At 67.5% G+C, this 13,858-nt stretch carries 18 protein-coding genes; 6 read left to right on the top strand and 12 right to left on the bottom strand.

Annotated features, from left to right (window positions below):
• The first annotated feature begins 30 nt into the window (after nucleotides 1-30).
• The 3 genes from GOQ09_RS24000 (at nucleotide 31) to GOQ09_RS24010 (ending at nucleotide 2,069) form a co-directional block, all read left to right on the top strand.
• Nucleotides 31-747, top strand: a complete 717-nt coding sequence (locus GOQ09_RS24000) for a helix-turn-helix domain-containing protein (protein WP_157616192.1) — start codon at nucleotides 31-33, stop codon at nucleotides 745-747.
• A 74-nt stretch (nucleotides 748-821) separates the two neighbouring features.
• Nucleotides 822-1,673, top strand: a complete 852-nt coding sequence (locus tag GOQ09_RS24005) for a DMT family transporter (RefSeq protein WP_157616193.1) — start codon at nucleotides 822-824, stop codon at nucleotides 1,671-1,673.
• A gap of 72 nt (nucleotides 1,674-1,745) precedes the next feature.
• Nucleotides 1,746-2,069 (top strand): hypothetical protein, encoded by a 324-nt coding sequence (locus GOQ09_RS24010; protein ID WP_157616194.1) that lies wholly within the window; start codon nucleotides 1,746-1,748, stop codon nucleotides 2,067-2,069.
• A gap of 7 nt (nucleotides 2,070-2,076) precedes the next feature.
• On the opposite strand, the gene GOQ09_RS24015 is transcribed toward GOQ09_RS24010, so the two are convergent.
• From GOQ09_RS24015 to GOQ09_RS24065, 11 genes are all read right to left on the bottom strand, one after another.
• The gene (locus GOQ09_RS24015) at nucleotides 2,077-3,120 is read right to left on the bottom strand and encodes an NADP-dependent oxidoreductase (RefSeq protein WP_157616195.1); all 1,044 of its coding nucleotides are present in this window, start codon (nucleotides 3,118-3,120) and stop codon (nucleotides 2,077-2,079) included.
• 103 nt (nucleotides 3,121-3,223) lie between these two features.
• A complete protein-coding gene (locus GOQ09_RS24020; protein WP_207309982.1) occupies nucleotides 3,224-4,576 on the bottom strand; it encodes a sensor histidine kinase in 1,353 nt (450 codons plus the stop codon).
• A 38-nt stretch (nucleotides 4,577-4,614) separates the two neighbouring features.
• A complete protein-coding gene (locus GOQ09_RS24025) occupies nucleotides 4,615-5,316 on the bottom strand; it encodes a response regulator transcription factor (RefSeq protein ID WP_165442118.1) in 702 nt (233 codons plus the stop codon).
• 118 nt (nucleotides 5,317-5,434) lie between these two features.
• A complete protein-coding gene (locus GOQ09_RS24030) occupies nucleotides 5,435-5,827 on the bottom strand; it encodes a DUF4260 family protein (protein ID WP_242630931.1) in 393 nt (130 codons plus the stop codon).
• Nucleotides 5,828-5,921: 94 nt separating this feature from the next.
• Nucleotides 5,922-6,389 (bottom strand): Spy/CpxP family protein refolding chaperone, encoded by a 468-nt coding sequence (locus GOQ09_RS24035; RefSeq protein ID WP_157616198.1) that lies wholly within the window; start codon nucleotides 6,387-6,389, stop codon nucleotides 5,922-5,924.
• A gap of 43 nt (nucleotides 6,390-6,432) precedes the next feature.
• Nucleotides 6,433-6,804: a DUF4148 domain-containing protein gene (locus GOQ09_RS24040; protein ID WP_157616199.1), complete on the bottom strand. Its 372-nt coding sequence runs from the start codon at nucleotides 6,802-6,804 to the stop codon at nucleotides 6,433-6,435.
• Nucleotides 6,805-6,942: 138 nt separating this feature from the next.
• On the bottom strand, nucleotides 6,943-8,739 hold the full coding sequence (ptsP, locus tag GOQ09_RS24045; protein ID WP_157616200.1) for a phosphoenolpyruvate--protein phosphotransferase: 1,797 nt from the start codon (nucleotides 8,737-8,739) through the stop codon (nucleotides 6,943-6,945).
• A gap of 103 nt (nucleotides 8,740-8,842) precedes the next feature.
• The gene (locus GOQ09_RS24050) at nucleotides 8,843-9,112 is read right to left on the bottom strand and encodes an HPr family phosphocarrier protein (RefSeq protein WP_157616201.1); all 270 of its coding nucleotides are present in this window, start codon (nucleotides 9,110-9,112) and stop codon (nucleotides 8,843-8,845) included.
• Nucleotides 9,081-9,536 carry a PTS sugar transporter subunit IIA gene (locus tag GOQ09_RS24055; RefSeq protein WP_055807946.1) on the bottom strand — a complete coding sequence of 152 codons (456 nt, stop codon included), beginning with the start codon at nucleotides 9,534-9,536 and terminating at the stop codon, nucleotides 9,081-9,083. The genes GOQ09_RS24050 and GOQ09_RS24055 overlap by 32 nt, the downstream gene beginning before the upstream one ends.
• Entirely contained in the window at nucleotides 9,533-10,801 is a 1,269-nt protein-coding gene (locus GOQ09_RS24060; protein WP_157616834.1) for an MFS transporter, read from the bottom strand. The genes GOQ09_RS24055 and GOQ09_RS24060 overlap by 4 nt, the downstream gene beginning before the upstream one ends.
• A gap of 14 nt (nucleotides 10,802-10,815) precedes the next feature.
• On the bottom strand, nucleotides 10,816-11,361 hold the full coding sequence (locus tag GOQ09_RS24065; protein WP_157616202.1) for a hypothetical protein: 546 nt from the start codon (nucleotides 11,359-11,361) through the stop codon (nucleotides 10,816-10,818).
• 90 nt (nucleotides 11,362-11,451) lie between these two features.
• Here GOQ09_RS24065 and GOQ09_RS24070 point away from each other — a divergent pair, with 90 nt between their 5' ends.
• The gene (locus tag GOQ09_RS24070) at nucleotides 11,452-11,949 is read left to right on the top strand and encodes a TlpA disulfide reductase family protein (RefSeq protein ID WP_157616203.1); all 498 of its coding nucleotides are present in this window, start codon (nucleotides 11,452-11,454) and stop codon (nucleotides 11,947-11,949) included.
• Nucleotides 11,950-11,952: 3 nt separating this feature from the next.
• On the opposite strand, the gene GOQ09_RS24075 is transcribed toward GOQ09_RS24070, so the two are convergent.
• Nucleotides 11,953-12,399: a c-type cytochrome gene (locus GOQ09_RS24075; protein ID WP_157616204.1), complete on the bottom strand. Its 447-nt coding sequence runs from the start codon at nucleotides 12,397-12,399 to the stop codon at nucleotides 11,953-11,955.
• A gap of 157 nt (nucleotides 12,400-12,556) precedes the next feature.
• On the opposite strand from GOQ09_RS24075, the gene GOQ09_RS24080 reads away from it, so the two are divergent.
• Nucleotides 12,557-13,270: a cytochrome b/b6 domain-containing protein gene (locus GOQ09_RS24080; protein WP_157616205.1), complete on the top strand. Its 714-nt coding sequence runs from the start codon at nucleotides 12,557-12,559 to the stop codon at nucleotides 13,268-13,270.
• Nucleotides 13,267-13,854, top strand: coding sequence for a GNAT family N-acetyltransferase (locus GOQ09_RS24085; RefSeq protein WP_157616206.1), 588 nt, complete (start codon nucleotides 13,267-13,269; stop codon nucleotides 13,852-13,854). The genes GOQ09_RS24080 and GOQ09_RS24085 overlap by 4 nt, the downstream gene beginning before the upstream one ends.
• Nucleotides 13,855-13,858: the final 4 nt, after the last annotated feature.

Here is a 13,858-nt window from a genome sequence, read left to right on the forward strand (position 1 = left end):
GCGAGCCGTGGAACGACAATTCGACGGCACATGCAAACGCCAGCAACACGCCCCCACGCAGAACCGAGCAGCCTTTCGCTGCGCGACTACGGGGCCTCGCGCGGCAGCCACGCGCATGACCATTTCCAGGTGCTGGTCGGCCTCTCGGGCGTGCTCGAACTCGAAGTGGAGGGGCGCGGAGCGCGCGTCGGCGCCGGCGAGTCGCACGTGGTGGTGCCCGGCGACCGGCACGACTTCGAATCTCGCAGCGGCAGCCAGTGCCTCATTCTCGATACCCGCCAGCCCCAATGGGCGCACTGCGCAGGGCGTCCACCGGTGGATGCATCGCGGCTGCATGCCTTGGCAAAGTACCTCGCGCAATGCGCGCAGCATCCGCAGGCGTCCGCCTTGGCGCTGCAGCACGGCCCCGCGCTGCTGCTCGAGGCCTGGCGAGCGGCAGCGCCGGCCGATGGGCGCAGCCGCGCCATCGACTGGACGGCGCTCGCTACCTGGGCCCGGGCTCGCTGGCATGAGCCGCTGGGCGTGGCCGATCTCGCACGCGTGGCGTGCCTGAGCCCCGGCCATTTCGCGCAGCGCTGCCGCGACGAGCAAGGCGTGAGCGCGATGCACTGGCTGCGCACGCTGCGGCTCGCGCATGCGCGCGAACTGCGAGTGGCGGGCGTGGGCGTGGCCGAAACAGCGCGCCGCACGGGCTACCGCTCGCCCTCCGCGCTCACCGCGGCGTTGCGCAGGCTCGGCGGCCGCTGAGCCGCACCAAAGATCGTCGCCACGCGACGATGCACCGGCGTTGCGCGACGACGGCGCCGCTTAAGCTCGGAGCGATGTCTCCCACGCTCCTCGCCCTGGCCGCCATTGCGCTATGGGCCACGCTCGCCTCGCTGGGCACTGCGCTTTCGCACCTGCCGCCCTTCCTGCTGACAGGCCTTGCGCTGATCATCGGCAGCATTCCGAGCTGGCCGCTGGTGCTGCGCGACCGCGCCGCCTGGCGCGTGCCGCCGCGCACGCTGGCGCTGGGCATCTATGGCCTGTTCGGATTTCACTTCCTGCTGTTCATCGCGTTGCGGCATGCCCCACCGGTCGAGGCCAACCTGGTGAACTACCTGTGGCCGCTCTTCATGGTGGTGCTGGCGCCGGTGCTGCTGCCAGGCATGTCGCTGCGGCCGCTGCATGTGGTGGCCGCCTTGCTGGGCTTCGCGGGTGCCGCCATCGCGATTCTGGGAGCCCGCGAAGGCGCCACTTCCACGTCGGGCGCCGCGGGGCAGTACTGGGGCTTTCTGCCCGCGCTGGGCTCGGCTTTCATCTGGGCGAGCTATTCGCTGTGGACGAAGCGCGTGGCAGCCTTTCCCACCTCGGCCATCGGCTTGTTCGGCCTGGTCTCGGGCGTGCTGTCGCTGGCCTGCCATGCGCTGCTCGAAGCCCCGGTCGTGCTCACTGCAAAGGATTGGCTGCTGGTCGCGCTGTGCGGGCTGGGCCCGCTCGGCGCGGCCTTCTTCGTCTGGGACATGGCCCTGAAGCGCGGAGATGCACGGCAGATCGGCATCCTGAGCTACATCACGCCGCTGGGCTCCACCGCACTGCTGCTGGCGGTGACGGGACGCCCGCTCACCTGGAGCATCGCGCTCGCCGCGGGGCTGATCATCTCGGCCGCCGTGATGGGCACGCGCGCGCGTTAATACGTTCGCGTCCGACGGATTGACGCGCTTTTTATGGCTAGAGTGGAAGCTCCGGAAAAAAGGAGCTCACCCATGGACAACAAGAACAACAACGAAGATTTCGAGATCACCCCCAAGCTGGTGTTCGACCTGAACCTGGCGCTGTACCTCGACCTGGTGGCCGCGCTCCAAGGCGCGGGCGCCATCACCTACCGGCAGATGGCGGCCCGGGTGCTCAACATCAGCATGGACGCCCGCGCAGACGGGGAGACCGGCCTCTCGACGGTGCTCGAAGGCATTGCCAAGGGCTTCGCCGGCCATGGCGACGGCCTGTCGATCGAAACCCTGAAGGCGGCCCGTGGCCTGCGCGAGGACGAGGCCATGGGCGATATTCCGATGCGGCCCAGCGAGCCCTGAGCCCTGCTCAGTCCTCAGCCACCTGCAGCACCAGCTTGCCGAAGTTCTCCCCGGCAAACAGCTTGTTGAGCGACTCGGGGAAGGTGTCGAGCCCCTTCACGATGTCTTCCTTGCTCTTCATGCGGCCGTCCTTCAGATAGCCGGCGAGTTCCGCCACGGCAATGTGGAACCGGTCGGCATAGTCGAACACCACAATGCCTTCCATGCGAGCGCGGTTCACCAGGAGGCTCAGGTAGTTCCTGGGACCGGCGCCCGGCATGCTGTTGGCGTTGTTGTACTGGCTGATGGCGCCGCAGATGATCACGCGGGCCTTGCGCGCGAGCCGCGCCAGCACCGTATCGAGGATTTCTCCGCCCACATTGTCGAAATAGATGTCGACGCCCTTCGGGCAATGCGTCTTGAGGCCTTCGCGCACCGCGCCGGCGCCGGCCTTGTAGTCGATGCAGGCGTCGAAGCCCAGCTCGTTCACCACCCAGTCGCACTTGGCGGCACCGCCGGCAATGCCGACCACGCGGCAACCCTTGATCTTGGCCAACTGGCCCACCGTCTGCCCCACGGCGCCGGCCGCGCCGGAGACCACCACGGTTTCGCCCGGCTTGGGCTGGCCCACGTCCATGAGGCCGAAGTAGCCGGTCATGCCCGGCATGCCGAGCACGTTGAGCCACTGGCCGATGGTGCCGACATTCAGGTCGATCTTCACAAGGCCGTTGCGCTTGATCTGATCTTGCGGAATGAGGATGTATTCCTGCACGCCGAGCGTGCCGTAGACCGCATCGCCCACAGCAAACTGCGGGTTCCTCGAAGCGACGACGCGGCCGACGCCCCCGGCGCGCATCACTTCGTCGATGGCCACGGGTGCGATGTAGCTCTTGGCGTCGTTGAGCCAGCCGCGCATGGCCGGGTCGAGCGACAGCGACAGCGTCTTGACCAGCACGCCGCCTTCGGCCGGCTCACCGACGGGTTCGGTGGTGAACTTCCAGTTCTCGCGCGTGGCCGCGCCTTCCGGGCGCTTGGCAAGGCGAACCTGGTGGTTGGTAAGTGAGCTGCTCATGGTGTCTCCTGGATTGACGGGGGCGCTGGCACGGAGGCGCATCGTAGCTCCGCACTTCGCGCCTCCTGGTAGCGCAGGCGACACCAGAGGTGCCGTTGGCGAACTAGAGCCGGACGACGATCTGCAGGCCCGGATGCGCGTTGCGCACGGTCAAGGTGCCGCCGTGCGCCTCGGCAATCAGCCGGCACAGGTACATGCCCAGCCCGACACCGCCCGTGGCCCGCGCCCGCGCGCCGTCGGTGCGGTAGAACGGCTCGGTGAGCCGCTCGACCTGCGCTTCGTCGACGCCGGGCCCGTAGTCCCGCACCTCGAGCTCCACGCCCTGCACCTTGCCGTCCACCATGGCCCGCAGCGACACGCACGGCGGCCGCGGCGCACCGGTGCTGTAGCGCAAGGCGTTGTCCAGCAGGTTGCGCACCAGCAGGCGAATGCGCATGCGGTCGATGCCATGCGGCGGCAGGCCTTCCGCCAGGTCGAGATGCACGTTCTGCGCGCCGGCCATTTCGGCCACGATTTCGCGCACCAGCACGGCCAGGTCGACGGGCTCGCGCTGCAGCGCCACATGCGGGCTTGCGAGGCGCTCGCTTTCGAGCAGGTCGCTGATCAGGTCGCGCATCTCGTTCAGGTCGCGCAGAAGCGCCTCGCGCTCGGCCGCCCCCTCAGGCGTGGCCGGCAGCAGCTCGGCATTGAGCCGGGCGCGCGTGAGCGGCGAACGCAGTTCGTGGCTGAGCGCGAGCAACAGGCCGCGCTTGGCGTCGAGCATGGCCTGGATGTCGTCGGCCATGGTGTTGATGCGCTCCGCAAGGTCGCCAAGGTCGTCGTTGCGGCGCACGGGAATGGGCTGCGTGAACTCGCCGCGGCCGAAGCGCTGCGCGCCCTCGCGGATATCGATCAGCGGCCGCAGCAGGCGGCTCACATAGGCATAGCCCAGCACCACGAGCAGCAGCAGCGCGCCGAGCGTGGCCCAGGCCACGGCACGCGGCGCGAGCTTCCAGAGCTTGGGCGCCCAGCCGAAGATCACGCGATGGCCATCGGCCGTGGGGCGGATGAACCATTTGTCGTTCCACGGCTCCTCGTCGCGGTCATGCATCCAGCCGCCGCGGCCGTTGCTGCCGCCGGGGTTGGAATCCCAATTGACCGTGGGCCCCACGATGCGGATGGTGATGGGCAGCCGGGCCACCAGCGCCTGCGCGCGCGCAATGTCGGGCGGCGTGCCGATCTCGGCGACGAGCCGGTCGGCATAGTCCACCAGCATCGGCTTGGCGGCCTCGGCCCATCCGGTGGAGAAGGACCTCTTCATGCCCCCCATGAACACCACCGCCATGACCAGCGCCAGCAGCACGAACATCATCACGAGCCGGATGCGCAGCGAGCGGCGCCAGCGGCGCTTGCCCTGCACCTTCTCGTGCCACTGCTCGTGCCATTGCTTGCGCAGTTCCGCGCGGCGGCAAGTCATTTCGCGCCAGGCGTTGCGCAAGCCTCCGCTGCGAGACGTCATGCGGGCTCGCTGCGCGCCACGGCCAGCGCATAGCCGGCATTGCGCAAGGTCTTGATGCAGTCCAGCGGCTCGAGCTTCTTGCGCAAACGGCTCACTACGATGTCGACCGCGCGCGTGTAGAGCTCGGCTTCGTGGCCGCGAAGCCGGTTCAGGATGTCGTCGCGGCTGAACACCTTGCCGGGCTCGGCCGCGAGCAGCGCAAGCAATTCGAACTCGGTGCCGGTCAGCTCCACGCGCTCGCCGTGGCGAAGCACCTGGCGCCGGTCGAGGTCGATCGACAGGCCGTCGAACACGCGGTGCTGCGCGCCGTTGCCGTTAGGCGCAGCAGGCGTCGTGCTGCGCTGGCGCCGCAGGATCGTCTGCACGCGTGCCACCAGCTCGCGCGGCTCGAAGGGCTTGGGCACGTAGTCGTCGGCGCCGAGCTCCAGGCCGACCACACGGTCCATCACCTCGCCGCGCGCGGTGAGCATCACGATGGGAATGTCGTTTTCCTTGCGGATCTCGCGGCACAGCGCAAAACCGTCCATCTCGGGGAGCATCACGTCGAGGATCGCCGCGTCGTAGTGGCCCGCGCGCAGCATGGCCAGCCCTTCGCTCGGACGCGCGGCACTTTCGAGCGTGCAGCCGAAGCGTGCGAAGTAGGTGGTCAGCGGCGCGGCGAGGTGTTCGTCGTCGTCGATCAGCAGGATGCGCGGCATGGCGGGATTGTGCCTCCTGGCGAACAATTGGCTGACGATCAGGCCTGCGGGCATCGCACCGCCACCAGAGTCGTTTCTGTTTTCACTGCCAGCGGTGGTGCGCGCCATCGTGCGTGCCTCACCACGGATCGGCCCGCCCGATGCGGCCCAGGTGCGTGGCGCCAAAGTCGGAGCCGTACTTGAGCCCGTAGCCGAGCGCCCGATCGAGGCCGATGTGCGCGCACCAGATCAAGCCGCCGGCCACGGCCCAGGGCATCGCGGCCAGCGCACCGAGCACCAGCAACGCAACCGCGCCGACGTGCGAATGGGCCGCGTTGTAGAGCGCCGCGCCAACGCGCGGGCCCGCAAGATAGCCGAGCAGCGCAAGGTCGGGCGCGAGCAGCAACAGCGCGAACATGCCCCAGCCCGCCCCGAACTGCGCATAGGCCGCCACCGCCGCGCCCAGCACGACCACGCCTTCGAGCCGCAGCAGCGTGCGCACACCGCCCGAAACCGCCTGTTCGCGAGACACCGCGGAACCAGCTTCGCCGGCCCACAGATTCAGCCACTTGGAAGGAGCTTGGCGAGGCGACACGAAGTGCGCGAAGAGCGAGGGTGAATCAAGCTCAGCCACGATGGCCCCAACGGCGGCCGCCGCGATCCATGAAGTCGCGCACCTTCTGTTGCTGCGCGGCGTTTAGGCTGTCGAAGAAATCAGCGGCGGCGGCGATGATTTCCGGGCTGCCGTTGCGCACGGCCGTGGTCTTCTCGTCGACGAGCCGTGCGGCGCCGGCCTGGTCGAGCTTGTTGCCTGCAAACAGCGCCTTGAACTGCGAACGCGGATCGCCCGCGCCGCCTGCGCCCCGCATAGCTTGGCGCTGCGCTTGCAGCTTCTCCGCCAGCACGGTGAGCTTCTGCTTTTGCGAGGCATCGAGCTCCAGCTTGCTGCCGACACGCTCGACCATCTTGGTGCGGAACTCGGCGCCGTCGCCGCTGCCCCAGCCGTGCCGATGGCCGGCACAGCCGGCAATGCTGCCAGCCACCACCGCAAGGCCGGCGAAACCGAAGAGAGTGCGTTTGATCCAGTGTTTCATGATGTTCCTTTGCGGCCCCCAGGGATGCCCTGCGGGCGGGGTCTTAAAGCTTGTTGCTGTTGCCGGCGGCTGAGGCACGCGCGTCGACCGGGTTCTGCAGCGTGGAAATGACCTTGCTGTTCACACGCGAGCCCGAGCTCACGTTCTGGTCGGGTGCGGCGGCCGTACGCATGGCTTCGAACACGACGCCGGCGCGGTCTCTCGACGTGGCCATGCCCTCGGCGCCGCGCGAGCCGCGCACGACGTTCTGGTCGGCTGCCGAAGCCGTGCGCATGGCTTCGGCGTTGACTTCGGCGCGGCTCTTGGCCGAAGCGAGCGGCTGCACGCCTTCGTAGGTTTCAGCCTTGGCGCCGGCGGCGGCGAGCAAAGCGAACGAGCCGACGGTGACGATCTGGGTGAGGGAGAGAGCTTTCATGATCAGGCCTTTCTGTTGTGGAAGAGGAGACCTGATGGTGCTTGCCGCGAGCCGGCAAGTCCTTTCACCGCCGTTTCGGCGTGTTTCGTTTTATTTCTCTTCAGCCCCCTGCCTTTGAGCGAATTGAGGCCGGAAGAACTAGTTTCCGGCGAGAACCGACGCCGGGTCGTCCGACTCGAGCACGCTCTTGGCCCATGCTTCGAGCTTGCCGGTGTCGGCGCGCAGCACTTCCTGCTTGACGGCGAGGATGCGCGAGGGATGCATCGAGAAGCTGCGCAATCCAAGGCCGAGCAGAAGCCGGGTGAAGGCCACGTCGCCGGCCATTTCGCCGCACACGGCCACGCCCTTGCCCTGTCGGCGGCATTCGGCAATCGTGTCGGCCACGAGTTTCAGCACCGCCGGGTGGGCGGGGTCGTAAAGATGGGCCACGGCCTCGTCGGCGCGGTCGATGGCCAGCGTGTACTGGATCAGGTCGTTGGTGCCGATCGACAGGAAGTCGAAATACTTGAGGAAGGTCTTGAGCGTGAGCGCGGCGGCCGGAATCTCGATCATCGCGCCGAGCTTTACCTTGCCGTACACGGCGCCGCGGTTGTCGAGCTCGGTGCGCGCGAGCTCGATCAGCGACAGGGTCTGCCGGATCTCGCTGGCGTGCGCGAGCATCGGGATCAGCAGGTGGATTTCGCCGTGCGCCGCCGCACGCAGAATGGCGCGCAGCTGCGTGAGGAACATCGCCGGATCGGCCAGGCTCCACCGAATGGCACGCAGGCCGAGCGCAGGGTTCAGGTGCTCCTGCTTGATGCCTGCCTTGCCGTCGAGCGGCTTGTCGGCGCCTACGTCGATGGTGCGAATGGTGACCGGCATGCCCTGCATGCCCTCGACCGCGCGCTTGTAGGCCTGGTATTGCTCTTCTTCGTCGGGCAGGCGGGTCTGGCGCTGCGACTCGCGGCCCATGAAAAGGAACTCGCTGCGAAACAGCCCGACGCCGACCGCGCCGGCCTTCATGGCGCCGGCCGTGTCCTCGGGCAACTCGATGTTGGCGAGCAGCTCGACGCGCTGGCCGTCGAGGGTGACCGCGGGCTTGTGGCGCAGGCGCGCGAGCCGGCCGCGTTCGAGGTCGCCCTGGCGCTGCTTGAAGCCGTACTCCGCCAGGATGATGGGCGAAGGATCGACGATCACCACGCCGGCATCGCCGTCGATGATCACCCAGTCGTCCTGGCGCACCAGCTGGCTCGCGGTGCGCGCGCCCACCACGGCCGGAATGTCCATGCTGCGCGCGACGATGGCGGTGTGCGAGGTCCGCCCGCCCACGTCGGTCACAAAGCCGGCGAACACGCTCTTCTTGAACTGGAGCATGTCGGCCGGGGAAAGATCGTGCGCAATGAGCACCAGCGGCGCGTCGATGCCGTCGCCCGCGGTGGGGTCGTCGTCGTCCTCGGCGGCGGGGCGCTTGCGGCGCGGCGGGCTGGGCGCGAGCACCGCGGCCGTGCCCTTCATGCGGTGCAGCAGCCGCTCGACCACCTGCTCGAGGTCGGCCTTGCGCTCGCGCAGGTACTCGTCCTCCATCTCGTCGAACTGGCGCGCGATGATTTCGAGTTGCGTGGTCAGCGCCCACTCGGCGTTGTAGAGGCGGTCGGTGATCCAATGCTTCACACCGCCGGTGAGCGCTTCGTCCTGCAGCAGCATCTGGTGCACTTCGAGCAGCGCCGCAAGCTCGTGCGGCGCGTCGTTGGGGCCCATCTGCGCGACGCTGGTCTGCAGCTTGGCGAGCTCGTCGGCCACGGCATTGCGCGCCGTGCGGACGCGATCGATTTCGGTCTCGATCTCTTCAGGCTTGATGAAGTAGTGGGCCACGTCGATGCGGCTCGACACCACCAGCACCGCGCGGCCGATGGCAATGCCACGGGCGACGGGAAGGCCGTGGACTGCGAAGGTCATGCGAATCGACCGGAGGTCATCGGCCGCCGCCGGGCCGCCCCAAGGCGGCCGGGCCCCCTCGGGGGGCAGCGACGACACGCAGTGCGGAGCGTGGGGGCCACATTCACTCGCCTTCGCCGAACTTGTCGTTCATCAATTGGATGATGGCGTCCATCGCCTCTTCTTCTTGCTGGCCGTTCGTTTCGAGCTCGACCGTAGAGCCCAGCCCGGCGGCAAGCATCATGACGCCCATGATGCTCTTGGCATTGATACGGCGGTCGCCGCGCGAGAGCCACACTTCGCAGGGAAAGCTGCCTGCGAGCTTGGTGAGCTTGGCGGATGCGCGTGCATGCAAGCCCAGCTTATTGCTGATGGTCACGGATTTCTTGATCACTGTGCTTTCTCTTCGCCTGGTTCTGGGGTGCGGCCACGGCCACCTGCATGACACCGGCCGTGCCGCCCGCGATGGCGCGCTGCACCAGCGTTTCGAGCGGCTCGTGGCGATAGGTTACCGCCCGCAGCAGCATCGGCAGGTTGACGCCCGCCACCAGCCGCGAGCGGACGCCGTCCACCAGCTTCTGGGCCACGTTGCACGGCGTGGCACCGAATACGTCGGCCAGCACCAGCACCTGCGAACGCGGGGCGTTGAGCTGCTGCTCGAGCGTGATGCGGGCCGCGGCCAGCGTTTCTTCGGGCGACACATTGGGCAGCACGTCGAGCGCGACCACGGCTTGCTCGCAATCGGGGAACACATGCAGCGCGCACCGCCGCAGCGCCTGCGCGAACGGTGAGTGGGCAATGATGAGAATGCTGTTCATGCGGGTCTGGGAACTACGCGCCGATTATGCGGGGGCGCCCAAAGGAAGTAGATATACGACATAACGCAGCAGGCCAGGAAAACGGCCAAGGCCGCGCGGAAGGAGCCGACGGTGTCGAGCCCGGCGCGGGCAAACAGGTCGATCAGCAACCCGATGCCCCACTGCACGACGAATACACCTGCAAAAACCACCAGGTTGTAGGCCGACAGCGCACGCCCCGCGAGGGCGGGAGGCAAGGCAAGGGCCACGGCGGGCTGGGCCAGCGTGACCACCGTGGAGATGCATAGAAAGCAGATCCAGGCGACGGTCCCCGCGGCGGAACCCGCTACCAAAATGAGAGCGAGCGCGAGCATCGCGAGCGGCATTCCCCAACTCAAGAGCCGGGTCGCTGGAACCCCGCGATGCGCGAGCCTTGGATTGGTCACGCCCCAGAGCCAGTAAGTGGCAAGCAGCGCGATGCTGATCCAGAACAGGGCGCCGGCCGCCTCCTGCGGCGTGTAGCCCGCGACGCGGGTGAGCCAGGGCACCACCCAGAGCGTCTGCATGGCAACGAAGCCGCCATAGTTGAAGAAGCCCACTGGCGCGAGCTTGCGGAAAAATGGGTCGCGCCACACGGCGGCGTAGCCGCCTTGCGCAGGTTCACTGCCCTTGTCCGCCGCGTTGCGGGGGTCGGCAGCGCTCTCGCCATGCCAGGCCGGCGCAGCCCAGGCAATGACAGCCATCGAAACCACAATGCCCGCCGCCAGCAGCCAGAAGAGCGGCCGCCAGCCCAGGAGCGGCATCAGCCATTGCACCGGCAGCGTGGCGCCGACGAGGCCGAAAGAGCCCACCATCAGCATCCACGAGTTGCTGCGCAGTTGCATCGGCGGCGTCAGCCAGCGGCGGTAGCCGGTGAGCGGCGCCATCAGGCAGGCGCTCACGCCGACACCTGTCAGCACGCGCGCGGCGAGCAGCAGCGGGAAATTGGTCGCGGCGGAAAACAGCAGGCAGCCAATGACCGCGATGGCCAGGAAGCCGACGATCACCCGCTTCGGGCCGTGGCGATCGAGCCAGGTACCCATGGGAAGCTGCGTGAACGCAAAACCCAGGAAGTAGCCGCCGGCCAGCAATCCGAGATCGCGCGACTCGAGTTCGAACTCGGCGGTGAGCGTCGGGGAGAGCGTGGCGGTGATGGCACGCACCAGCGTCGAAAAAAAGTAGGCGACGGCAAAGGCCAGGAAAACGGTGGCAATCCGCCGCCGTCCGGCGAGCAGGCCGCCGTTCAGAGAGCTTGCGGCGTTCACGGAAGACGCAGGCCGTCGAAGAAGGTTGCCGCCGCGTCGGGCGCGGTGGGCCGCCCGAGCACCGTGGCCTGGTAGAGCGAAACACGGCCGTCTTTTTGCGATTGGGCGAACCAGAGAACCTGGACGGGCGCGGCGCCCTGCTGCGGCGGCTGGGCATCGAGCCTTACCGGCGCGGGCGACGCGGTGGCACGTTTCAGCGTTGCCGGCGCTTCCCTCACCTGCGCATTGCCCAGTTGGCTCCGGGTGGCCGCGCGCCATGCCGTGAGCCAGGCCTCGGCCTGATCGGGGCTTCCAGCTGACGCGTGGGCAATGGCAAAGGTCGCACCGCCCGCTTCGCAGCCCGCCATGTCGACCTGCACGGACTCGGCGCCCAGGGGCAAGGCGCGATGGGCACGGTCGGGCTTGCAGGGCAGCATCGCGATCAGGCCCGCGTCGGCGATCGGCGTCTCGCGCCAGTTGAAGGTCGGGCTGCAGGCGGCAAGCGCAGCGGCGGCGGTGGCTGCGAGCAGCGCAGGCCAGGGGCGGGGAACGGGCGACGGCATCGGAGAGCGATTATCGAGCCGCCCGAGGCAGCCTCCAGCGCGATCAGGCTGGCGGAACTAAAATCGCGCCGCCCTCCTCTTTCAGTTGCCATGAAAAAATACATCGCCGCCGCCGCAGTCGTCCTTGCATTGGCCGCCGGCGTGGGCGTGTACTTCGGCTCCGGCGCCACCGCGGCGCCGGCATCGACCTTCGTGCTGCTCGACGGCAGCAAGAAGAGCACCGACGACCTGAAGGGCAAGGTCACCCTGGTCAACTTCTGGGCTACGAGCTGCGTGACCTGCGTGGCCGAAATGCCGAAGGTCATTGCGACCTACGACAAGTACAAGTCAAAAGGCTATGACACGCTGGCCGTTGCCATGAGCTACGACCCGCCGAGCTACGTCGTCAACTTTGCCGAAACGCGCAAGCTGCCGTTCAAGGTGGCCATCGACAACACCGGCAGCGTGGCGCAGGCCTGGGGCGACGTGAAGCTCACGCCCACCACCTACCTGGTCAACAAGAAGGGCGAAATCGTGAAGCGCTACGTAGGCGAGCCCGATTTCGCCGAACTCCACAAGCTGATCGAGAAACTGCTCGCGGAGGCTTGAAGCTCACTGGTTGCGGAAGCTGTCGTGGCAGGCCTTGCAGCTGCCGGCGGTGGCGCCGAACTGGGCCTTGAGCGCGTCGATATTGCCGGCCTTGGCGGCGACGGCCAGCTTGCCGGTCTCGGCAATCATCTTGTCCTGGTGCTCCTTGAACTTGGCGGCCTCCTTCCAGACCTCGGGCTTGCTCTTGCCGCCCTCGGTACCGGCGCCGAAGGCCGCCCAAGGCAGCTTGGCCATTTCGGCCACGATGTCGGCATTGGCCGCTGCGGCCGCCGCGTCGAACGGAACACGCCCATTGGCCATGGCGCCGATGCGGCTGAAATGCTGGCCCATCACGAACAGCGCGCTCTGGCGGTACTTGATGGCGTCCTCGGGCTTGGCGAACTGCGCCGCGGCCGGAAGGGAAATCGCGGCGCAGACAGCAGCCAGCGCAAACGAAGCAAGTCGAATCATCGGGGGTCCTTGTAGTTGGTTCGGCACCGCCGAAAGCGGTGCCGCGCCGAGTGTAGGGGCAGGCCTCGCAGCGTGCATAGCAACAACCCGATGCATACGGCGCCCCAGACTTTGCTAACCTGCGCCTTCCGCAGTTTTTGCGCACTTTTCTTCCTCGATGACCGACTCCTCCGTGGCCGCCATGCGTGCCGCAGCGCCTGACACCCCCGTGCGGGCGCGCATCTGGGATCTGCCGACGCGTGTTTTCCACTGGACATTGAGCGTCGCAGTCATCGGCCTGATCGGCACCGGACTTGGCGGCGTCATGGAATGGCACTTCCGCCTGGGCTATGTGGTGCTTGCCCTGCTGCTGTTTCGGCTGCTGTGGGGCTTCGTAGGCGGGCGCTGGTCGCGTTTTGCCTCCTTCTTCTACGGACCGGGCTCGGTCGTTGCCTATCTGCGCGGGAGAGCCCATCCGGATCACATGATCGGCCACACACCGCTGGGCGCCTTGTCTGTATTTGCCGTTCTGGCGGTGCTGGCGCTCCAGGTTGCCACCGGGCTGGTGGCGGACGATGAAATTTCCGCGGCGGGCCCGCTCACACGCTTTGTGTCAGGCGATTTGGTGAGCCTTGCGACCGGCTGGCACAAGGCACAGGGAAAAACGATCGTGATCGCGCTGGTCAGCCTGCACGTGCTGGCGGTGCTGTTCTATGTCCTGATCAAGCGGCATCGGCTGGTGCGGCCGATGGTTTCCGGCGACAAGCTGATCAGGCCGGCCGGCAGCCAGGTGGCGCCCAGCCGGGACGATGCCGCTTCCCGAGGACTCGCGCTGGTCCTGTTCGCGGTGTGCGCGGGCGTGGCGTACTGGGTTGCATCGCTGCGCATATGAGCTTTTCGGTTTCACGCCCCTTGCCGCTGGCCGACACGCCGGCCGTTGTGCTCCTGACGCCCGACGAAGCCCAGGAGATCGATGCGGCACGCGCGATTTTTCGCGACTACGCGGCTTCGCTGGGCATCGACCTGTGCTTTCAGAATTTCGAAGAAGAAGTCGCCACACTTCCAGGCGACTATGCCGAGCCTCGAGGCGCCTTGCTGCTCGCCTTGGTCGACGCGGCTCATATCAAGGAAGCGGCAGGACAACAGGCGCCCACCCTGATGCGTCCCAACGGAACGCTGGCGCATGTGGCGGGCTGCTGCGCCCTGCGCCCGCTCGACAACACCGACTACGCGAATGCCGCCGAAATGAAGCGCCTGTTCGTGCGGCCCGGCTTTCGCGGCCTGGGTGTCGGCCGCCAGCTGGCCGAAGCCATCCTGGATGCGGCGCGCGGCGCGGGCTATGCCTGCGTGCTGCTCGACACGCTGGACGATATGGAATCGGCCCGGGCGCTCTATGAAGACCTGGGCTTCGAGGAAGTGCCGCCCTACTATCACAACCCGATTGCGGGCGCGCACTACCTCAAGGTCGATCTCTAGTTGC

The organism is Variovorax paradoxus (assembly GCF_009755665.1).
Lineage (GTDB): Bacteria > Pseudomonadota > Gammaproteobacteria > Burkholderiales > Burkholderiaceae_C > Variovorax > Variovorax paradoxus_G.